This window comes from Crocosphaera watsonii WH 8501 (assembly GCF_000167195.1).
GTDB lineage: Bacteria > Cyanobacteriota > Cyanobacteriia > Cyanobacteriales > Microcystaceae > Crocosphaera > Crocosphaera watsonii.
On record NZ_AADV02000058.1, the window covers coordinates 1 to 21292 of the forward strand.

Below are 21292 nucleotides of genomic sequence, written 5' to 3' on the forward strand. Positions count from 1 at the left end.
TTACCCCCATAGCCAAGCCAGCCCACGATGCTACTTAATCGCGCCCCATAACGGAATCCTTCTTTAACTCCCAATGGAACAGGACTGTAATCTGACCATCCACAACTAGGACATTTATAGAATCCGCGACGATATTCCCTGATTTCTATGGGTTGGTCTACTACTTCAGCCACTTGCTGGACTTTTTCAGGAACTACTTCATCTCGTTCCACTGAACCCCCACAAACAGGACAGTTTTCTAGTTCTAAAGTGACTATCTTATCGGGCTGACCAAAACCATTACGGGTCTTCCCTGGGTGGTCATATTTTGGTCCGCGTTTAAATCCTTTTTTGCGTTTCTTTTTGTCAGAAGGCTTTTTTAGTGGGTCTGATGATGGGGGGACTGAACTGTTTTTTGAGTTACGGTTTTTTAGCTTATCTCTCTCTTCTTTCAATTTTTCAATTTCTTGCTGTTGTGTAGAGATTTGTTGTTGTTGCTGGTCAATCAGTCTTTGTTGAAGAGATAACTGTTGTTGTGCCTTGACTAGCCACTCAATCATGAAGACATTGTTCGCCAACTGTTCATCGGCGATAGCTCTAACTAGCTTTGAATCAATGGTAGCATTTGTGGTCATAACCCCCACTATACATAAAAATCCCCGATTTTACCTTTATGTTGTCAAGACAGATTCTTTATTGCGGTGAGCAATTACAAAATATGAGTTATTTTATGAACTAACATAGCAGCCACTAAACGAGCATCATGAACATTCACCCCTTTGACTTGATAAGTAATAACTAATCTTTCCCATTCTGGATAAATAGTTGGGGAGTCTGATAATCAAGGAAAAAAAGATTTAATCTTTTTAATTTCTGCTTGAGTTTCAGTTAGGGAATATCCTAGACCATTTTTATCTAATGGTCGTGTACAAACATTCCAAAATTCAATTAAATTTTGAGGCATAATATATAATTGGTTTTTCTGTCTTTTTAAGATTGAGACTGAATTAATCGCCGCTTCATACATGGGATGCCTAGAATCAGCACTACGTAAAAGAATATTAGTATCAACTAAAAATGACATTTAACCTCTTTCTCCATAAATGCTTTCTCTACTAATAGCTTCATCAGATAAAATTGGTCCATTATGATGATGACTTTCTGCCCATTCTCGAAATGCTGTTATCCATTCGGATGTTGTTGCTGTTTCATAAAAAGGACGTTCCGACGTTTGATGAAGAGACTTTACTTTCTGGTTGAATAATGTTTTTTCTTCGGGTGTTAAAGACTGAAAAATTTGTGCTAACGTATCAACTAATTGAGTGTTCATTTTTAAAAGCTGCTAAATTTAGTTTGGGAATATGTTCATTTCTGGAAATATTTAATAGTCATGAACTAGCGAGTGTGATTAAGAATTGGGTTTCTTTATTTTTAAGGGCAACTTAATGGTTTAATTCGTTTACCTCAACGCCTGATAATTCCAATCGGATTTGTTTGAGGGTAGGTTTGAGTTGTTCAATTAAGGTCATAACTTCGGTTAAGTCCTCGACATGATTAAGGTTTGAGGGAAGGGGTTGCCCTTGTTGGTTAACAGTATTCAAAACTTTAGCCATTTGATTGATGTTGTTACCCAAAGCCGATAATTGAGTCGAAATTCCCCCTAATTCTCGATAAATATTCCAATTGACGGGGGGAACCCTTGACGGTAACACCGGTAAACCTTGAAGCTTTCGGGTGATGTAAGCACTTCTGGATAAGTTAACCGAATCTGCTTGTTGATCAAGATTGGATAGTTCACTTTCTCGAAATCGAATAGAAACGACTTTTTCTTTTTTCTCAGGGTTGGGCATGGTGATATTTTTTCCGATTGAATTGAAGGATTGACATTAAATGTTTCTCAAGTAAACTTATTATTAACGGGTATGGTTTCAAAAGCATTCTTTTATATTTCCTTTATTTTTAGGGGGGTTTGGGGGGAATTCTCCCCCAACCAGCAGCACCTTTCTCTTAATAATTATACCATAAGTGTATGACAAAAAGCCTGCTGGCTCTGGGACTACCGAGACAGGTTTTTCGACACGAGTTTTCCAGTTTTCGAGGGGGAAATTGAGGCGAGTCGTCATAAGTGATGTCATTTTTGGGGGAATTAGTGACATACTATGCCACTATCAGAGTGATTAGTGGCTAGAAAAATCCCCAAATCAGCCCCTGATTAGCCAAATTTTGGCTTGGCTTATGTCACTATTTTGATTGATTGTGACACTAATTGTTATTTTTTCCTTAATTAATGGCGTACCTAAAAATATATTCCACTATTATTAATAATAATGGAGTTTACTATTAAACAACAATTGTTGAGAATAATCATTAACTAAAAATAAAGGAAATGAGTTCAAACCAAAAGTTAGATTTTAATTTTCGTTATCGTCCCAATGTTGATAGTCCGGATGGGATGTTGATTCGGTATCTACAAAAATATAAACCAATTGAACGTAAGTATTTAATTTTGAAAGCTCTACGGGCTTTTTATTTGGTGGCTGCTTATGCCGAATTAGGAGACTTCGATGATCTTGAGCAATTAGAAACTTTTGTGGGTCAACTCCGAAAAACTTATACACAAAATTATGATGATCTGCATAATTTGTCCATCGATATTAATCTCAGTATCGGCAGTAGTGCTTCTGGCTTTATCTCTTCTATGCCGTCATCGGGTGATGAGGATGACGACGATGATGATGAGGATGATTGGGATTGATTTTTACACCAGTTAGGTTCCCTGGAATCCCATCCTTTCGGACCAACTCAAGGGTTGGATATCTTCTAAACAACTTAAGGGATACTCCCAACCATCGGCAGTCCTTAATAGTAAAAGGCGATCCCCAGAATCGGTCAGGAATTCTACCACTTCCCCTATCAAGCGCATCCATTGACCAGTAAAATGTTGCAGTCGTGCTTTGATTTTTTGCCCGATAGGGAAGGGATCTGGTTCTGGTTGGTTAAGTTGGGCAAATAATGGCCGTAATCGTTCTTTTTCTGACGATGGCAAGAGATCCCATCCGAGTTGCAATTGTTCTTTGGTTAAACGACTCTCATCCCTGAGAACCTTAATCTCTTCTACTGTTGTTGAATAACTAATAATCAGATCCGCTATAAATTGACGATCTTCAAAGGATATGGCCTCAAGGGGAACCTCACCAACCGATTCAATCTCCCAAATATTGATATCCGATGGACAGTTGACAGGTGGATCTGAATTTGGATTTGGATCTAGATTTGGATGTGGATCTAGATTTGGATTTGGTGAGAATTGTACTATATTTTCATGATCCAGATGTGGTGGATCTTCTATAACAGTTATTGGCACATCTGGATCATTAATTCTCGTTGGCTGGCCTGGGTTTTCGTCACTTTTAGACTCATGAGTTTGATGGGGATTTTTTAGCTCAAATTCTGTACTAGAAGGTGGCTGTTGTATTGGGTTATTGTCGTCCCATCTCAGGGTTTCTAGTTGTTCTGGGTTATAGTCACGGTTGATTCTCTGCTCGATCACTTCATTCAGTTTGTTGATAACCCCATAAACATAATTGTCGTGTTTATGGTCTTCTACCACTTCCAAAACGTTGATCTTCATGGGAACAACCTTATATACCCGTGTTCGTTTTTCATCACTTAGACGGCGATCACTCAAATCATATCCGATCTGATTGAGAACCCACCGCACAAACTTGATCGGGTCTTTCCCTGGACGTTTTCCTAGTCCTTGCCAGATTTTCTTAAGGTTTGCCCGTTTAATCAACTCTCTCACCACTTCACTATCGGCGGTAAATTCCCCGGCCACTTCAATGAAGTACAGTAACCTTAGATCATATAATCCCTTTAAGAATAGGTAACGGGGCTGTATTTTCCAGGGGCAAAGCTTACTATTTCTCACCTTAGTTAATAGATTATGATAGAATCTTTTAGCCTTTACTAAGGCTGGTGAATTCTCCTGATCAAATTTCTCCAGATAAATCCTATTTTCCAGTTGAGTAATCAGATTAGGGTACTTATATTTGATTAGATAAATTAATTCAGGATTCCAAAAACTAGAGTCTTGAATATTAGGTAATAGTTGGATTAACTTAGCTTTCATTAATGCACATCTTTCTGGCCAACTAGCATCTTGATTTAACATCATCCAAGGCTTACCTACGTATTTATTGTTAGCAGAGAAGATATCTTTTGAGTTCTGATATTTTGTTTCTATTTTCTCTTTAGATACCTTTTGATTAGCTTTCTTGAAGTGTTCTTTATGTTCGGGGCTATACTGGTTACTTATATCATATCCTTGCTGTTCTAATAGCCAATAAACGCACTTTCTGAGGTTAGCTTTTTCGTAATTTATCATAGCTTCTAATCGCTGAGCTAACTGACTCTCAGGACTGCTTAAATCTTCTTTGACTTTTGTAAGTATTTCACTGATAAATTCCTCTTGGTTATTTTCTCCAGCCATTGCTAGATGCAAGTCACGCTTTAATCGCTGGTCAAAATGATATTGAAGTTTCTCTAAGAAAGGTGACTTGATTGAATTGCTATCATCTACTTTTGTAAACGGGTTTATCCATAAATAACGGGTTACTTCAGTATCCCTAATCCTCGCGATTATCTGAGTAATAGAATCAGCGTCTAGTTGGCCAAAAAATAAACCAAAGAAATGAGTAAAATAATTACTAATATTGATATCTAATCCACTTTCACAGCTAGGGGAAAATAGGAACCTATGTATCGGATTTTCTTTTAGGTATTTATTAGGATCTTCCAGAAATTTTTTGACTTCTGGAGAGTTAATGGTTTTCCCATCAACCCTAAAGGTTGTAAACCCTAATTTACTGAGAATCTTGTCTAAGGATTCTAACAAAGTTTGCGAGTCACTAGCAATGGCCCCAACCATATCACGGACGGTTATTAGGTCATATAACCAAGGCGAGTGATCTCGTTTTCTTAGTTTTGTTTTCTTGATGGTTCCTTCTAACAAAACTAATTTTGGTTTCTTACCTTTGTGGGTATTTTTAACAATTTCTATGGTTTTTGTGGGGTCAACTGCTTTGATAAATTCGATATAGGGATCTGCTAAGTTACCATCGAGAATGGCTACACGGGATGACCTTATAATAGCTTCTTTAATTAAGTCTATTGCTTGCTCTCGATGCTTAACAGTCTTGCTAAATAGTAGCTGTTTTAAGACTGAAACGACTTCATCCAAAATCAAGACTTTCCCATCAAAATCATCTCCGTTAAATCTGTGATGGCTGTTAATACAGGCTGTTACTTTACCTCGACAATCCCTGATATGGTAGCTGCTTTCTTTCTCATGAATATGGGTAAACTTGGCTTTATTAGCAAACTGTAATAGTAGGGAATTTCGATAACCTAGACTTACCGCTCCATAGTTTTCTAGGTATTCTAACCACTTAATTAAATTAGTAGTTTTTCCCGTTCCTAACCCTGATTTAATAGCTTTAATGCTGTTTTTAGGCGGTAAAGGTAGGTCTAAATAATCCTGGTCAACTGTTTTCGTTGGGGTTAATTGTTTACAGCTTTTCCAGGCTGAAAAAGCTTTTTGCTGGTAAATTAGTTGAGCGGATTTTTCCTGGAATTCGTTAATAGTAATTAAGGTAATTTCCAGGTTATCAATATCTATTTCATCGATATCTAAGCCGTTTTCTTTATCCTCTAATTGTCCCCAATCGGCTACTTTTAAGTTAGGGATGATTTCCCCTAATTTTTGATACTGATTGGCTACATTACTATTAATAATTGAGCCAGCATCAGCATATAAGATGTACTCGGTCTGATCATCCCATCCGTATTTAGCTTTGATGGTGGCGATCGCTGATAATATCGCTTCTCGACTACTGGCAAAGTTACCCCCACTGGCACCGATAATCGGAATCCCCACGTTAGAAGACGCTAGAAGGGGTTTATATTCTAATCCCTCAGTGAGCCCTATAATTTGTTGTTCAGAGGTCTTCCTGGGCTTTTTCTGAGGGTATGGGGTGACAGATTGAGGGGGTAATGAGGGAGATGGGCAAGATTGAGGGGGTTTTTTGGTTGACTGGCAATTATTTTTAGTTGGGGGAGTGTCGGGGGAAATGGGAGATACGGGGGATTTTTGTTCATCAAAGTCTTCTTTGTCTCCAAGTTCTTCTTCTTCCCTTCCGCACCAAGTCCACCAAGTCCACCAAGTCTCGGAGTCGGAGAAGTCCCCAAATTGCAGGACGCTTCGCGCTCCAGAGGAGGTGCAGAGGGGAGATTGCAGATTGTCCTCACGTAATTCTCCAATCTTTCTGTCGGGGAAATAAACGGCGATGGGTTTTTCCCCATTGGGTAAGTCGATGGGAATGCCTCGACTATTTTTGCTGCTACAAAAATAATATTTGTTGTTGCTGTCTGGAGTGAGATCGTTGACTCTGAGTAGGGTATATAAGCCGTCTTCGTTGGCAATGGGGATTAAGATGCCGTCAGTATGGTTAATTAATCCATTGCCGAATTTGTTGACCCCTGAGAGCCGATTATCGACGGGGTTGCTTAATTTTTGCCATTGTTTGACGCTACGATAACCAGCTTCATCGATTTGAGCATCTGTTAACCCCCTATTTCTCAAGATTTCACGATGCTCGTCCAAGAGGGTTAGTTGAGCTAAAATCTCCCTAATTACTTGATCTCGTTCGGGGATTGGAAGTAGCTTTTTAAGCTGTTCTTTATCCTGTTGCTCTTTTAATGCCCGTTTCCGTTGTTGCTCCAGTTGCCATTCTTGACGACGTTGATTTGTCCACTCTTCTACATCGGGTTTATAGGCCCACATGGAAAAGCCAATGGAGTCTTGACCACGGTAAATGTAGTCTAGGGGGTTAGCCTCAAGGCTTCGACAGTGGATTAGGTTGGTTTCTAGGTTTTGCCGACAGTCATGGCGTTCTCCATTACAGACTGGGCAAGTATCTCGACGAGTAAATCTTTTCCAAGTCATGCTAGGCTACTCCCCCTGGTACTTGTAGAGGAATGCCACGCAGCAGAAATTTTGGGCGTACTTGTCTGTTCCCGCCCAGATGAGGTAGGATTGTTCACAATAAAGAAATTTTTTTTGTACGATGTCCCCGCTAGTAGGTAAAAGATTTAGCGGGGTTTTCTATATATTTCATTCTTAGTTTACAGTATTTCTTTCGTTATGGTGAAATATTTTTGTAACGATTTGTTAAAATTTTTTCTTTTTTTCTCGATAGTTCCAAATATATTCGAGAGCATCAATATCTGGAACCAAAAAGGCTAATTTAATTCTGTAGGCTTTAAGTTTTGGTGAGCTTTTTTTTAGTTGAGGATTTCCTTTAATATCATATTGGATTTTGCGGGCTGTTACCCCCAATTCTTCTGCAATCTCTTCAACAGTCCAATAACCAGGTATAGTCGCCTTTTTTCTCTTAAGAGGCGGATCAAAATCTTCGGGACGCAGAACATTATGTTCTAAGGTAGTTAGGGAATTAGACATTTAAAAATTTAGGAAAGCCACGCTTATCACTTCTATATTAAGCGGTGCGATAGGAAAATCAATGGGTCAAAACAACGATCGCTTACGTTCACCCCTGATTTTCGGTACTTAGATCGGCCTTGAGCCTTTACTAAACATCTAGCTATCTAAACGTTTAAACATTCAAACATTTAAACGTTTAGCTTTCTTCACACTGAACCCAGGCATCGACCAGCCCTTCTATGATCTCACTCATATCCTTATCCCCTTGAACCGCAGCCACTTTCAGTTGTTGATGAAGTCGTTTGGGAAGGTAGATCGTTGTCCTCACATAATCAGGGTCACGGCTTTTGCTTTTCTTGGTTTCTTTAGTTTTAGTCGACTCTGATGAAGTCTCTTGGGCTGTACTACGGGCTGCACTGAACAGGTCATCAAAACGGCTTGACGGTTTGTTGCTCATCGTAGGATCTCCTGGCCAACTTTGACATAACAATCCCACGCTGCATTAGCGTAGGGGTCTTTAACGTGATTGACGGGAACTCCTTCAAGGGCTGCCTTTTGGAACACAGCCAACCGTCGAATGCCTGTTTTAAACAGAGGCAGTTGAGCGTTTTTAATGGCGTTTCTCGCTTCAGAACCTGCTTTAGAAGGACGGGGAGGAATTAAGGTTAGCAAAATTCGATAATTGGCTTCTAAGGAGTGCATGGCATCGACCATTTGCAGGGTTGCTCCTAAAGCCAAAGCATCGGGACTGGTAGGCAGAATTAGTAAATCACAGCCTTCTGCAATAGTTTTTAGATCGTCAGGTGCAGGACGGGCAGGGGTGTCAATAATAATGTGTTCGTAGTTCCTGGCAAATTTCACACCCTGTTTTTCATCTACAACTTTAAACGGTAGTTGTCCTCGACTAGCCCAATCTAAAGCACTGCGGTTTAAGTCCCCATCTACCAAGAGAGAGGGGGCTAATTCTTGACAGTAGGCCGCTAAGTGTAAGGCAGTGGTAGACTTGCCAACGCCACCCTTGAACGAGGCGACAGTGATGATCATGGGTGGGATAGTTAATAAGGATGACCTTATTGTAGCTTAAATGAACATTTAAGTGCTTAAACGTAAAAATGTTTAGATGTTTAGATGTTTAAAATTCAGGTTTCTGAGAAAGTCTTTAGACATAAGGAAACTAAAACCTAATCTGACTCTTATGTATGTAACCAATAGTCACACAGACATCAGTTTGATACCACTCATTAGTCGAGTTATGAATCCTGATATTAATAGTACGTTTCTGTGAAATTTGACACAGAATGGAGCCATTAGGGGAAAATCTCACATTAGAGGGGGGATCAAATACAATGGCAACACCATTTGGTGAAATATTGAGGGGTTTAGTATTTGGTGTTTGCGAAGTTTGGCTAAATCTGATTTGACTTTGATGTATATAACCGAATGCCGCTAAGTTATCAATGGAACCCTTGCCCTGTCAGTCTTTTAGGGATTAGGGATTGGGGGTTTGGTATGGAGGCTGAAAGTTTCCAAGGTAATAAGTCGGCTTCTGAGTTAAAAGAACACTATCCTAATCCTATTACCCCGATCCCCAATCCCCAGTCTCCATGCTTGGTTGGCGGATAACTTAGCGGCATTCGTATATAACCCATCTCTCCGCAAACATCTGTTTGGTACCATCCATTATTAGTGGAATTATAGGTATTGATAACACTCTGACTGTGAATAGAGCAGATAATTGTTCCTAATGGAACTTGTCTAACATTAGAAGGCGGATCGAAGACTATTGCTACCCTCTTTTTTGGAGAAGGTGATGGTGTAGGAGAAGGTGACGGTGTAGGAGAAGGTTTAGAAAAACTACCTGATGCGATTAATTGTTTGGCGGTATTAATAGCAATTCCGTATAAAGGTCCTCCAAAACCTCCCCTTCCATAAACACCAATAATCTCCCCATTCTCATTTAATAAAGGACTTCCACTCATTCCGGGGACGATCGCACCAGTAAAGATAATTTCATAACCATCGTCAGCAGAAGCAGCAGGAATAAAGCCATTAATATTTTGGTCAGGGTAAAATAAATAGCTTCTTGGTTGTTGTGCAGGATATCCAGCAAAATGAATGGTTTGACCCTCCGTTAAGTTTTGAGAATCCCCTAATTTTGCCACAGAATAACCATTAGAACTGCTAAAATAAATAATAGCTAAATCTGCTCCATTTAGCTGTTTAATTTGTGTAACTGCATGAGTAGTTCCGTCACTGGTTTCAATTGTATAATCATTAAGATTAGAGGATTCACTGACAACGTGCCAATTAGTTAATACCTGATAAGTATTACCATTACTTCCAATAATTGACCCAGAACCATTACCTTTTGGGGCAGCGTCACTGCCATTGATTTTAACAATAAACAACTTAGCTTGATCACTAATTTCTGTTCCAGTAAGACGACTAGCAACGGTTTGCACTATGGGAATCGTTGCAATCGTTCCTAGAATAATACCAATTAATAGAGGGCGATTCATTCAATTACTTTGCTGCCTATCAAGCTTCTTTGTTATTGTACAGCAATTCTCATTTTGAAGAATACAACGAGTACGTTCTCTTTTTGAAGTAGAGAACTAATCTTCCATTCTCTTTTTTCCTTTACTCTTTTCCTTCTGATTTTTGGGCTACATACATACTACAAAAAAACGGAAATAACCGACCTGTCCTAATTCGTATTCTTAATTTTTCATTAGGTAATTTTTTGATTATTTTTGAGTTTTTTTATTCACTTGTCTTCCCCACTACCCTAAATCTTGTCTGGCTTATTAGCTTGTATTAATGAATTTCTTTTGCTCACCTTCTGATATTATATAGACAAATAATTCTGACCAATCTTCAAACCATTCATATTTGACTAAAGCTCTAAGATCATTAAAAAACGTTTTTCTTTTTTCTAATTTCCTTCTGGCTTTTTGGTAGAGGTCGTTGACTAATTCTAAGACGTTATGAAAGAGAAAACTGATTAAATTCAAGGCCAACAGGATAATGGATAAATTTACTTGTCCATGTCCGAAATTATGTTCTAAATTATAGCCTTGATTTTTCAGAAGGTTATTTCCTTCATTCTCAACTTTCCATCTTGTTCTGCCACTGGTTATTATTTTTTCCATTTTTTCATCATTTAATTGATGATTAGTGATAAAATTATTTCGATAAATTACTTTGTTTTTCGCTTTGTCATAGATTTCTACTTCATACCAATTGACCATTAAAGAAGGCTCAGTTTCTCTCAATGGCACGTTGTTTACATACTTATACCTATAATATAGTAGTTTGTTTTTTTGATATTTTCTAACTTGCCCTTTAACGACTTCTCCACTATTTTCTAAGAATTCCAACCATTCATATAAACTTTTGTGAGATGAGGCTAGAGCTACAAAAATAAAATTATAACCCTGTTTAATGGCCAATTCACATATAGGTTGTCTAGAATAAAGGTCATCTCCCAATAAAGTTATTTTTTGATTTTTGTCTGAAGCTGTATTTCTTAATAACCATCTTTTAATCGCTGTATTTTCACAGTCTTGCTTAGTTTTACCATCTTGTTTTCTAATAAATTCTGGTTCTAAATTTATGACCTGTTTTTTCTCAGGGGCTACGATGACTGGTGTGATTACTTGATGGTAATAAGTAGTAGTCCCATTTCGATGATGTCGGCAATTACAATGAGGACAATGAATGTTTTTTGAGGAATAATATTCCGTTCCGTCTAAAGCTAATAAAATTTCTTCATCTAAATATTTAAAATGATTAATTATTTTATTTTCTCTTAACCATTCCCAGACGGTTTGGAAAGTAGGAAAGACTTTCGCCGCTTGAATCGAGTCTAATATAGTTCGTATTTGGTTATCACTCTTGTATTTTATTCAAGCCAAATAAACTATTGGCATTATCTTTTCCCCTGTTATTTCTCATGTTTATTTTGATGTTCCAAAAAAGAAGGACATTGTGTAAAAAATACGGAAAAAGCTGCGATAACAAACTCTCTTATTTTATAACTTGTATTTGACCCTTTTCTTTTATCTGGTAAATCACTCAATTGAAGAAAAAGAAATTCAATTAATTTGGACGGCGATATAGTAACAGGCAATATTTCCATTTATTTCTACACTTTTAGACAATTAGCTCTCCCTTAAACTAATTGTAGTATAGTTTGACTCTGTAATTATCGTTCTCTCTGATTTTATCGTAAGTATTTGTGCTTAATTTATCTTCAATTTCATTTAGTTCTCTATTTTTTTTAGAGAACTAACGACCTATTTTGGCCAAAATAAGAATTGCTGAACCCAAGAAGAATTTGCTCATCAGTTAGGGGTAACATTCGCAACCGTTAATCGATGGGAAAACCAGCATAGTAAACCCTCTCGTCTAGCAATGAAACAAATTGAAAGTTTACTGCACAAAATGGGTGAACAAGGAGAAAAACCCCTTAATCAATATTTACAACAAGGTGGTAGAGATAGTGAATAACAATAACCAAAATCCTAATTCTGAACATAAGATACAAAAAACCTATGTTCCTCCTAACAACCCTCAGTCTGAACAAGGAACCAAAAAACAAACTCAAAACTACCAAAATTATCAACCACCTATGTCTAATAACGGGTGGACTCAGGGTGAAATCAAAATTGATTTATACCAGAAAGAATATCTGATTGAGAAAGAATTAGGACGAGGGGGATTTGGTATTACTTATTTAGTCACAGAAATGGCAACCAAGAAAGAAGTTGTTATCAAAACTATTAAAGAAGAGTTAAGAGAACGTCCTGATTTTAGCCTGATTAAAAACAGCTTTATTAACGAAGCTATTAAGTTAAGAGCTTGTCAAAGTCCCTTTATTGTTTCTGTTTACCAAGTGACAGAATTTGATAATAAAGAAGCAATTATTATGGAATATATTGAGGGAACAAACTTACAATCTATTATTGAAGAAAGAGGAGAAATATCTATCAACGAAGCTCTTAAATATATTCTTCAAATTGGAGAAGCATTAAAAACAGTTCACGGTCAAAATTTACTCCATAGAGATATAAAAGCAGATAATATTATTATTCGCAAGCCAACTAATGAAGCAGTTTTAATTGATTTTGGTTTAGCCCTTCAATTTAATCCTGATACTATTGAGTCTAATCGTCTCTGGTTAACCCCTGGTTATTCTCCTCCTGAGCAGCACCAATTGACAGCTAAATGGGGATTTTATACAGATGTTTATGCTTTAGCGGCAACTCTATACTATAGCTTAACAGGTGAAATTCCTATCCCTGCACCAGACAGAATTCGGAGACAATTACCCTCTCCTCAAAGCTTAAACTCAAAAATTAGTAATAAACTTAATGAAGCAATTGAAAACGGTTTAATTACAGATCCCTTTAATCGTCCTCAGACCGTTGAAAAATGGCTACAATTATTAACATATAAACCCCCTATTTCCTCTTATCTTTTCTTTTTATTAGAAAAATTCAACAAAATAATAATTTTCGATAACAAAAGAAATATCATATTAATAAGCTTAGGAATCTTAGGAATAATTATCTTATTAATGTTGACACCACCCTTGTGTAATCAAGGTTTTTTACCCTCACCATTAAGAGCAAAGATTTGTAGTGTTTCTGAGGTAAAATTGAAAGAGTATAATTCAATTAACTATGAATTTAAGCTTCAATATCCTGAGACATGGAAAATCGAAGAAATTCGCAAAAATGCCTTACAACCTTGGCAATTAAAATTTTATTCAGAAGACGGAAAAGAACCAATTATGGTAATTTTCGTGGAAGAATTAAATGAGTTATATTCTCTCCAGGAATATTGGGACGAATTTATCAATCTAATATTGAATAATGGGTTAGAAGGAGCAACAGTCAATTCAAAAAATCCCACCTTAATAAAACTAAAAATTGATATAGATGGAAAAAAGTTTGACCATTCTGCTTATCAAATCAATTACACTGAAAACAAAAATGGTGAACTAATAGAAGCAATGGAAATTGTTACAGTGTATAATTATCGAGGATATAATATCTTATTTAAAGGAGATAAAAATGATTATGGACAATATAAATCCATAGCTGAAAAATTAATCAAGTCGTTTGAATTTACTATTCCTAAACATTTAATAAACTAATAATTCAAGTGTATGCACTCATGCCTTATCTTACGACTTTTTTACATACTCAAATAAGAAGACCCATTTATTTATAAAGTGTGGGTTTCATTGAAAATTTTGGTTCTGAAACCCTTTGTACAAAAACCTAAGAAGAAAGCAGAAGGCGCGCCCGGCAGTCCTCAAAGCGGAACCTTTACCTCCAACCGTAAAGCCGGATTATTACGCCACCGGTCAGCCACATGAGCATACAAAGCCGTTGTCCTGGGGTCAGCATGGCCTAACAAATCCTGCACCTGCCTTAAATCCGACCCTGCCCTGATAGCCAATGTCCCTGCCGTATGCCTCAAAGAATGTGCGCTCAACTGTCGCTGTGGTTGTTGAAACTTAGTGGACGTAGATGAAGCCGATTGTGAAGGCCGTTGTTGTTCCCCGTTAGACGGTTGATACTCCTGAAATGACGCTGGTTTTTTGCCCTTATTTTTCTTAGGCTGCTCCTTTAACCCTGCTGCTCGTAAATACTTATCAATCAATCGTTGAATGGAACGACGACTCAACCGCCCCCCATACGTCCTTTTATCTAACGCAATAAATAAAGGAGTATCTGCATTTAACACCTCCCCTGACCGTTTCCGAGCATTCAGGTACTTATTCAGCAGCTTCGCCAAATCAGGGGTCAACGGCACAATGCGTCGTGAACGTTTCCCCGATACCCTGATCCCAATATCACCACCTCGTTTAACAATATCCCCAATACAAGCCCGGTGCATTTCTACGGTTCGGCAGCCTTCCAATACCATCACCGCCACCAGAAACCGATCGCGTAACCCCCCAATCGTATTCTCAGTAGGCAAACTCTCCAATAACCCGATCACTTCAGGTTCTTCGAGGTAATTAATGCGTTCGGCTGGATCAATATTTTCTCTAGGAGGTTTAATCCCCAAAGCAGGATTAGCCAAGATTAACCCCCGTTCTACCGCCCCGGCATAAAAGCGACGCACCACCGTCAACTTCAAGGCAATGGTGGCACATTTATAATCCTGAATTTCCACTAACCAACGACGGTATAGTTTAATGTCATCCCTTGTAGCTTCGAGGGGATGGAGTCTTTGAACGTGGCACCAACTAAAAAATTGCTTGACCGTACAAGCGTAGGTTTTCACCGTGTCATCGGCTGCATTGCCATCGGCTGTGTCCAGGCGAACGAAAGCAGCAAAGTTGTCGAGTAAGTCTGTGGGGGTGAGGTCATTGGGGGTAGTTTGGGTCAGCATAAGCGTCGGATAAATCCTTGTGTAGATCAGGCAGAGATGCCCGATACAGACCTCATTAGGATACCATAAAGAGTCAGATAAATACTCTTATACGACATCTGTTTCATCTGTGTATCGTTGAGTTTCCTTACTGTTAGATATTGCTATTAAGAATTCACCAGAAGTACCAACAAATTCAAGTACAAATCCCAATCCGTATCTTTTATCACCAAATAGAAGACTACGGAAAGACTCACTTTGCCAAGGGTGAGGGGAAGTACGATAAAACAGCCACTATCATTGATCTCATCTCCAAAGGCTTAGGACTTGATAATGTATCACAATCTGTTCAACAAAGTGTTAATCAACAATCCGTTGAACAACTTGTACAACAGACTGTTACACAAGAATTAGAAAAGACTGTTTATCAAAATGATATACAGAACGTCAAACAGGAGTTATTAGATTATGTCAAACAATTTGTTCAACAATCTGTTAACCAATCCCCAGAATCATTAGAGCAGGCGATTTCCCACCATCCCACGATCCAATCGATGCAAACCCATATAGAGAAATTAGATCATTATTTAGATGGGTTAACGAAAGCCATTCAGGAGCTAAAAGAGCTTAAACCTGATAATCAACCCATTGAACCAGTTAAAGAAGAGAATACAGTGAACAGGGATGATTCCATTGAGGATACACCATTAATGGAGGATGAGGACATTTCTTCTCGTTATGTGGTGGAAATCAATAATTCACGCCATCAAGAAACGGAGTTTGATTCTAGCTTAACCGATGAGGATATCAAAAAAGCCATTTCCAAGGTAAGAAAATTAACAGTCACACAGCTTCAACAAATAATGAAACAGTTTAATTCATTGAAGGGGAAGACGGTTTTTTCAAGTCGGGACTATTCACAGTCTAGAAAGCGTCGGAAAAGTGATTTAATAATTGATGTTCTAACTCGTGAAAAAGAGGGTCAGGTTCTGATGATACAAGCTATTCAAGAAATACTTAATTCAAACAAGATTATTTAATAGTTACCCCATTGAACTGTTCTTATTTATTGCTTAAGACAAGCACCTGGGAGTCTTGCCGTGTTTCGACCCCAAGTGCTTTCTTACATACTCTCTCACACCACGAAGTATCGATTAATTATCGATATTACAATGAGTATAAAATCCCCACTATTTTAATTCAATAGGTAAGGGACACTTTAATAATTGTCACAAAAAATCCCTATCATTTGATAGGGACTCGGTGATGTTTACCTGAAACTACTAAGCCGTGGTTTCAGTTTCAGGAAGACTAACTTTGACAACTTTATTTCTTTCTTCATTTGACTTGGGTAGGTTAAGATGAAGAATACCATCTTTGTAATCTGCGGTTACATTGGTATTTTCAATGCGTACAGGAAGAGGAATTACTCTTTGGAATTTCCCGTAACGGAATTCTGAGCGAGTATTGCCATTTTCAGAGGTATTAGTTTCCGCTTTTCTTTCACCAACAATAGCCACTTTATCTACCATTACTTGAATGTCTAAATCTTTAGCTGACATCCCAGGAATTTCGAGTTTGAGATGTAAAGCTCCATCAGTTTCGGTTAATTCAGCAGCAGGGATTTTAGAGAAATTACCAAAATCATCCGAATTTGTAGGGGTTAAAGCTTCATCAAATAAACGGTTTAATTGACGTTGTAAGGAATTCATTTCTTGCCAAGGACTATAACGTACTAATACCATGATGGTCTCTCCTTTGAGTAATCTATGAACAGTTGATTAACGTAAACTGGTTTGTTTATTTGTTTGGTTATTTTTATATTAATCAGGTGACAAGAGAAACGTAAGTGAGGCTTATATCCCCTATTTGGTAGGGTTTACTCACCGAACCAATAAAATGTATTTGTGTCGAGAAAACTGTACTAAATTAGGTTCGGTTGTCGTCAAATCATGATATCTCTGTCGAAGCCAATAAGCTTTTTTAAAGCTTTAATTCAGAAGTGTTGAATGTTAGAAAAAAGCCTCAACAAAAACAACTAAAAATGATATAATCAGAGAAAATATAAAGAGGACACTCAGCTATTTTGATTGTAAGAAGTTTCCCAAAGGTCATCAAATCTATCTTAAGACCGTTACCCAGAAACGATTATCCAGTTCTCAATACATTTTTATTTATCTCCTGCTGGTTAGAGTATGTGATGGATAAAAGCATAGTAAGTATGCAAGATTTATTCAAAAGACTAAACACTCAGGGAATAGACTTAAAAATCTCTAACTTTTCCAAAGCAAGTAAGAGAAGAGACTCTCAGGTATTTCTTAACATTATTAATCAGTTAAAAAAGGAACTTCGACGACAAAAAGGGAAAAGAAAAGCCCGTTCCTATTTTCCAATTGATTCAACGGTTATCAGTCTAACAAGTAAACTTTTATGGAGTCAAGGATATCATCAAGTTAAATTATTTTGTGGATTAGATAGTTGGACATCAGAACCAGGAGGAATAGTCATTCATTTTGGGCAAGGACATGACCATAAATATGGTCAGAAAACAGTAGAATCTATACCAGAAAAGACTGTAGGAATAATGGATAGAGGCTTTGCTTCTTCTGAAAGAATCAAAGAATTAAAAGAAAAACAAAACAAAGCATTTGTATTGAGAATAAAAAATAATGTTACTTTAGAAATGCTAGATGATGGTAATTCTCAAGTGGGAAAAGATTAGAGAGAAGTAGAGATTAGAGTAGTAGCATTTTGTGATTTAGAAGACAGGACAGAATTTAGATTGGCCACTAATTTACCCTTTGATGGGGAAGAAGGAGTAAGCAATGAAGAAATAGCAGAGATTTATGTACAAAGATGGCAGATAGAATTACTGTGGAAGTTTTTAAAGATGCACTTAAAGTTAGACAGACTGATGACCAAAAATGAGAAGGGTATTCGGATACAAATCTATAGTTGCTTAATTGCTTATTTGATTTTACAGTTAATAGAAATACCTCAAGAATTTGGGGAAAAGATATTGGATAAACTTCGTTATCTTCAAGCTTATATGTGTCAAGAAATCAGTTATGTTCATTGGTTCAGAAAACTTATCTGGTCGAGATAGAAATTGGCTAGGATAGGGTTAGTTTAATTTGATATGTAAAGTTTTATTGCGACATTCAACATTTCTGGCTTTAATTATATATAGGAGACAACAAAAAACCCCGTCGTTTGACGAGGTAAGTAATACCAATTTCCGAAACTTAGGCTACACTTGTAGAAATAATTGATTTCAGGCGGTCTCGCTGCGCGAGTGCTGCCGCACCGCACAATGTCAGGTGTAGTAAAAATCGAGATAAATGAATCAGCAGAAACTCTCAAAGAACTCTTAAAAAAGGCAAAGACCCCCCAAGAAAAAGAGAGAGTTCAAACCCTTTACTGGTTAAAAACAAAAACAATCACAACAGTTAAACAAATTGCTATAATCTTGGGGCGTAATCGTGTGACAGTACAAAAATGGCTGCATAAATATCGGAGTGGTGGACTGAATCATCTCCTAGAACCCAAGACAAATTTAGGAGGAAGGCCAAGCTCAATTCCTGGGTCGGTAATCGACAAATTAAAGGAAGAATTACAAAAACCAGAAGGATTCCAAAGTTATGGTGAAATTCAACAGTGGTTGACAAGTTGTTTCGATATTAATGTGCCTTATAGAACAGTCCATCAATTAGTCAGATCCAAATTAAAAAGTAAGTTAAAAGTTCCACGTCCTCAGCATATAAAGCAAAATGTTGAAAGTAGAGAAAACTTTAAAAAAAACTATCAGAACTTATAGAACAGAAAATTCATTACTTCAATAAACATTCTCACACCCCAGTCAAAATACGTTATTGGTGTCAAGACGAAACTAGAATTGGATTAAAAACCATAACAGGTAAACTTATTACAGCCTGCGGAGTAAAACCAGTAGGTTTATATCAATGGTTGTTTAAGTATTTATGGCTTTATGGTTTAGTTGAACCCAAAACAGGAGACTCTTTTTTCTACGAGTTTAGCCATTTGGATACTCCTTGCTTTGAGAAATTTTTAGAGCTTTTTTCTCAAAAATATCCTGACGAAGTTCATATTATTCAACTAGACAATGGTCGAGGACATCTTGGTTTAGATTTGTCCATTCCTGATAATATTATTTTACTATTTCAACTGCCGACCCACCTCGAATTGAATTCGAGGTGGAAAGCGGCAGTGCATTCCGCACCCCCTTATTGTCCAGAAGTTAATCCTATTGAAAGATTTTGGAAAGAAGTCAAAAAATTCCTAAAAAATCAAGTTTTTGATTCCCTCGATTTCTTACGAAGAATCTTGAGAAATATATTGGCTAGATTTACTCAAGAAGATATCGCTTCTATTACAGGATACGATTTTATTCTTGAGGCATTATCTGTACCCGGACTTTAGGAAATTGGTATAACTTTGCCGAAAACAGAAGTTGGGATGTAACCATCAAGCTTGGTCAAACTCTCAATTAAACGTTCCTATCTTTAGTTTACATTGCCTAAATAGAAATAAACTAGGCAATGTCTGACTCTGTATATACATGGTTGTTTACAAAACTTTACGTCATGTCCTATTTTGCACGTATCCTGTCCAGACCCCAAGATGTAAAGAAATTTGGGTGGTGGGAGCTAACCGTTATCGTAATCCTGAACAAGACTTACCAACGGACTTTGAACAAAAAAAAGTCATCTATTATCAAGCCTTATCTCAACCGACTGATGGGAACGAACTTATCACATCTCTTCAACAAAAGATGGCAGAAGAATTAGAAAACTTTGACCTGGGATTAAAGAAGAATTCATCAGTAAAGATTCTAACAAAAAGAAGTTAAAAACCTGTTCATCATCGGAAGTGGCCGCCATGATTGAAGGGTTACTTAAACATTGTACTACCATGAAAATTGAGAAAAATTATGTCGATAGTCATGGACAAAGTGAAGTGGCATTTGCTTTTTGTCATTTATTAGGATTTCAGTTAATGCCTCGTTTAAAAAGAATAGGTACGCAAAAACTCTATCGTCCGACTTCAGGAAACCCAGATGCCTATCCTAATCTAAAACCTATTTTAACTCGTCCTATAAATTGGGATTTAATTCGTCAACAGTATGACCAAATGATTAAATATACAACGGCTTTACGATTAGGAACAGCAGAAACAGAAGCAATTTTAAAACGGTTTACTCGTCAGAATTTAACCCATCCTACTTACCGCGCTCTAGCTGAATTAGGAAAAGTTATCAAGACTATTTTTTTATGTCAATATTTAAACTCAGAGTCTTTACGACGAGAAGTCAATGAAGCTTTGAATGTGGTGGAGAGTTGGAATAATGCTAATAGTTTGATCTTCTTTGGCAAAGGCAAGGAAGTTCAAACAAATCGATTAGAAGACCAAGAAGTAGCTGTCTTATCCTTACATTTACTGCAATCAGCTTTAGTTTATGTGAATACTTTAATGGTTCAAGAAGTGCTATTAGAACCGAAATGGATAGAAATGATGCAATCAGAAGATTTTAGGGGATTAACCCCTTTATTTTGGAGCCATGTTAACCCTTATGGAATATTTCGATTGAATCTTGATGAGAGACTTCCTCTCTTAAACATTTCTTAAGAGAGGAAGTCTGAAAAGCTTACACAATCAGGGTTTCGGAGAATCCTGCACTTCGTGGTAGCTTCGCTAGGGCCACCCCAACTAAAAATAAATTCCATGAGTTCAAACCAAAAGTTAGATTTTAATTTTCGTTATCGCCCCAATGTTGATAGTCCGGATGGGATGTTGATTCGGTATCTACAAAAATATAAACCAATTGAACGTAAGTATTTAATTTTGAAAGCTCTACGGGCTTTTTATTTGGTGGCTGCTTATGCCGAATTAGGAGACTTCGATGATCTTGAGCAATTAGAAACTTTTGTGGGTCAACTCCGAAAAACTTATACACAAAATTATGATGATCTGCATAATTTGTCCATCGATATTAATCTCAGTATCGGCAGTAGTGCTTCTGGCTTTATCTCTTCTATGCCGTCATCGGGTGATGAGGATGACGACGATGATGATGAGGATGATTGGGATTGATTTTTACACCAGTTAGGTTCCCTGGAATCCCATCCTTTCGGACCAACTCAAGGGTTGGATATCTTCTAAACAACTTAAGGGATACTCCCAACCATCGGCAGTCCTTAATAGTAAAAGGCGATCCCCAGAATCGGTCAGGAATTCTACCACTTCCCCTATCAAGCGCATCCATTGACCAGTAAAATGTTGCAGTCGTGCTTTGATTTTTTGCCCGATAGGGAAGGGATCTGGTTCTGGTTGGTTAAGTTGGGCAAATAATGGCCGTAATCGTTCTTTTTCTGACGATGGCAAGAGATCCCATCCGAG

General features: G+C 37.4%; 17 protein-coding genes and 5 pseudogenes. 9 read left to right on the forward strand and 13 right to left on the reverse strand.

The features are described 5' to 3' along the window. The 4 genes and pseudogenes from CWATDRAFT_RS19300 to CWATDRAFT_RS19315 form a co-directional block, all read right to left on the reverse strand. Nucleotides 1-623 (reverse strand): annotated as a pseudogene (locus CWATDRAFT_RS19300) (IS66-like element ISCwa4 family transposase); the annotation flags it as partial. A gap of 197 nt (nt 624-820) precedes the next feature. Further along, complete coding sequence (locus CWATDRAFT_RS36040) at nt 821-1063, reverse strand: type II toxin-antitoxin system VapC family toxin (protein WP_007306638.1); 243 nt, start codon at nt 1061-1063, stop codon at nt 821-823. After that, nucleotides 1064-1309 (reverse strand): hypothetical protein, encoded by a 246-nt coding sequence (locus tag CWATDRAFT_RS19310; RefSeq protein ID WP_007306637.1) that lies wholly within the window; start codon nt 1307-1309, stop codon nt 1064-1066. A 112-nt stretch (nt 1310-1421) separates the two neighbouring features. After that, nucleotides 1422-1829: a plasmid mobilization protein gene (locus tag CWATDRAFT_RS19315; protein ID WP_007306636.1), complete on the reverse strand. Its 408-nt coding sequence runs from the start codon at nt 1827-1829 to the stop codon at nt 1422-1424. A gap of 536 nt (nt 1830-2365) precedes the next feature. Here CWATDRAFT_RS19315 and CWATDRAFT_RS19325 point away from each other — a divergent pair. Further along, complete coding sequence (locus CWATDRAFT_RS19325) at nt 2366-2734, forward strand: hypothetical protein (protein ID WP_007306619.1); 369 nt, start codon at nt 2366-2368, stop codon at nt 2732-2734. Nucleotides 2735-2746: 12 nt separating this feature from the next. On the opposite strand, the gene CWATDRAFT_RS31865 is transcribed toward CWATDRAFT_RS19325, so the two are convergent. From CWATDRAFT_RS31865 to CWATDRAFT_RS36050, 6 genes and pseudogenes are all read right to left on the reverse strand, one after another. Continuing rightward, nucleotides 2747-6985 (reverse strand): plasmid replication protein, CyRepA1 family, encoded by a 4239-nt coding sequence (locus CWATDRAFT_RS31865; RefSeq protein ID WP_007306635.1) that lies wholly within the window; start codon nt 6983-6985, stop codon nt 2747-2749. A 225-nt stretch (nt 6986-7210) separates the two neighbouring features. Beyond that, on the reverse strand, nt 7211-7501 hold the full coding sequence (locus CWATDRAFT_RS19335; protein WP_007306634.1) for a hypothetical protein: 291 nt from the start codon (nt 7499-7501) through the stop codon (nt 7211-7213). 178 nt (nt 7502-7679) lie between these two features. After that, entirely contained in the window at nt 7680-7940 is a 261-nt protein-coding gene (locus CWATDRAFT_RS19340) for a hypothetical protein (RefSeq protein WP_042711906.1), read from the reverse strand. Further along, complete coding sequence (locus CWATDRAFT_RS19345; RefSeq protein WP_007306633.1) at nt 7937-8527, reverse strand: ParA family protein; 591 nt, start codon at nt 8525-8527, stop codon at nt 7937-7939. Before CWATDRAFT_RS19345 ends, CWATDRAFT_RS19340 begins: the two co-directional genes overlap by 4 nt. Nucleotides 8528-9045: 518 nt before the next feature. Beyond that, a complete protein-coding gene (locus CWATDRAFT_RS31870) occupies nt 9046-10002 on the reverse strand; it encodes a S1 family peptidase (RefSeq protein WP_007306632.1) in 957 nt (318 codons plus the stop codon). Nucleotides 10003-10290: 288 nt separating this feature from the next. Next, nucleotides 10291-11624, reverse strand: a pseudogene (locus CWATDRAFT_RS36050) (ISNCY family transposase). Nucleotides 11625-11821: 197 nt separating this feature from the next. Between CWATDRAFT_RS36050 and CWATDRAFT_RS41095 the strand changes: the two are divergent. After that, nucleotides 11822-11995: pseudogene (locus CWATDRAFT_RS41095) on the forward strand (helix-turn-helix domain-containing protein); the annotation flags it as partial. Then, nucleotides 11988-13646, forward strand: a complete 1659-nt coding sequence (locus tag CWATDRAFT_RS31875) for a serine/threonine-protein kinase (RefSeq protein ID WP_007306620.1) — start codon at nt 11988-11990, stop codon at nt 13644-13646. The pseudogene CWATDRAFT_RS41095 and the gene CWATDRAFT_RS31875, both read left to right, overlap by 8 nt. A gap of 161 nt (nt 13647-13807) precedes the next feature. Here CWATDRAFT_RS31875 and CWATDRAFT_RS19375 read toward each other — a convergent pair whose 3' ends face one another. Next, on the reverse strand, nt 13808-14896 hold the full coding sequence (locus CWATDRAFT_RS19375) for a tyrosine-type recombinase/integrase (protein WP_007306630.1): 1089 nt from the start codon (nt 14894-14896) through the stop codon (nt 13808-13810). 140 nt (nt 14897-15036) lie between these two features. Here CWATDRAFT_RS19375 and CWATDRAFT_RS19380 point away from each other — a divergent pair, with 140 nt between their 5' ends. After that, entirely contained in the window at nt 15037-15915 is an 879-nt protein-coding gene (locus tag CWATDRAFT_RS19380) for a hypothetical protein (RefSeq protein WP_007306621.1), read from the forward strand. A gap of 243 nt (nt 15916-16158) precedes the next feature. Here the strand turns inward: CWATDRAFT_RS19380 and CWATDRAFT_RS19385 are convergent, their stop codons facing one another. Next, a complete protein-coding gene (locus tag CWATDRAFT_RS19385) occupies nt 16159-16620 on the reverse strand; it encodes an Hsp20/alpha crystallin family protein (protein WP_007306629.1) in 462 nt (153 codons plus the stop codon). A 344-nt stretch (nt 16621-16964) separates the two neighbouring features. On the opposite strand from CWATDRAFT_RS19385, the pseudogene CWATDRAFT_RS19390 reads away from it, so the two are divergent. From CWATDRAFT_RS19390 to CWATDRAFT_RS19415, 5 genes and pseudogenes are all read left to right on the forward strand, one after another. After that, a pseudogene (locus CWATDRAFT_RS19390) lies at nt 16965-17981 on the forward strand (IS4 family transposase). Nucleotides 17982-18143: 162 nt separating this feature from the next. Next, nucleotides 18144-18692: a helix-turn-helix domain-containing protein gene (locus tag CWATDRAFT_RS40100; RefSeq protein ID WP_157134117.1), complete on the forward strand. Its 549-nt coding sequence runs from the start codon at nt 18144-18146 to the stop codon at nt 18690-18692. A 47-nt stretch (nt 18693-18739) separates the two neighbouring features. Further along, nucleotides 18740-19315, forward strand: a complete 576-nt coding sequence (locus CWATDRAFT_RS40105; RefSeq protein ID WP_042711910.1) for a transposase — start codon at nt 18740-18742, stop codon at nt 19313-19315. Between the two features lie 199 nt (nt 19316-19514). Further along, nucleotides 19515-20521 (forward strand): annotated as a pseudogene (locus CWATDRAFT_RS19410) (Tn3 family transposase); the annotation flags it as partial. Nucleotides 20522-20617: 96 nt separating this feature from the next. Next, a complete protein-coding gene (locus CWATDRAFT_RS19415) occupies nt 20618-20986 on the forward strand; it encodes a hypothetical protein (protein ID WP_007306619.1) in 369 nt (122 codons plus the stop codon). Nucleotides 20987-20998: 12 nt separating this feature from the next. Here CWATDRAFT_RS19415 and CWATDRAFT_RS19420 read toward each other — a convergent pair. Further along, a partial coding sequence (locus CWATDRAFT_RS19420) for a hypothetical protein (protein ID WP_157134118.1) occupies nt 20999-21292 on the reverse strand: 294 nt, incomplete at its 5' end.

Bases quoted from the DNA above. Each gene is read 5' to 3' on its own strand.
- CWATDRAFT_RS19325 (WP_007306619.1), top strand. From the start codon at position 2,366: ATGAGTTCAAACCAAAAGTTAGATTTTAATTTTCGTTATCGTCCCAAT.
- CWATDRAFT_RS31865 (WP_007306635.1), bottom strand. From the start codon at position 6,985: ATGACTTGGAAAAGATTTACTCGTCGAGATACTTGCCCAGTCTGTAAT.
- CWATDRAFT_RS19340 (WP_042711906.1), bottom strand. From the start codon at position 7,940: ATGAGCAACAAACCGTCAAGCCGTTTTGATGACCTGTTCAGTGCAGCC.
- CWATDRAFT_RS19335 (WP_007306634.1), bottom strand. From the start codon at position 7,501: ATGTCTAATTCCCTAACTACCTTAGAACATAATGTTCTGCGTCCCGAA.
- CWATDRAFT_RS19345 (WP_007306633.1), bottom strand. From the start codon at position 8,527: ATGATCATCACTGTCGCCTCGTTCAAGGGTGGCGTTGGCAAGTCTACC.
- CWATDRAFT_RS19315 (WP_007306636.1), bottom strand. From the start codon at position 1,829: ATGCCCAACCCTGAGAAAAAAGAAAAAGTCGTTTCTATTCGATTTCGA.
- CWATDRAFT_RS31870 (WP_007306632.1), bottom strand. From the start codon at position 10,002: ATGAATCGCCCTCTATTAATTGGTATTATTCTAGGAACGATTGCAACG.
- CWATDRAFT_RS19310 (WP_007306637.1), bottom strand. From the start codon at position 1,309: ATGAACACTCAATTAGTTGATACGTTAGCACAAATTTTTCAGTCTTTA.
- CWATDRAFT_RS19415 (WP_007306619.1), top strand. From the start codon at position 20,618: ATGAGTTCAAACCAAAAGTTAGATTTTAATTTTCGTTATCGCCCCAAT.
- CWATDRAFT_RS19385 (WP_007306629.1), bottom strand. From the start codon at position 16,620: ATGGTATTAGTACGTTATAGTCCTTGGCAAGAAATGAATTCCTTACAA.
- CWATDRAFT_RS36040 (WP_007306638.1), bottom strand. From the start codon at position 1,063: ATGTCATTTTTAGTTGATACTAATATTCTTTTACGTAGTGCTGATTCT.
- CWATDRAFT_RS19375 (WP_007306630.1), bottom strand. From the start codon at position 14,896: ATGCTGACCCAAACTACCCCCAATGACCTCACCCCCACAGACTTACTC.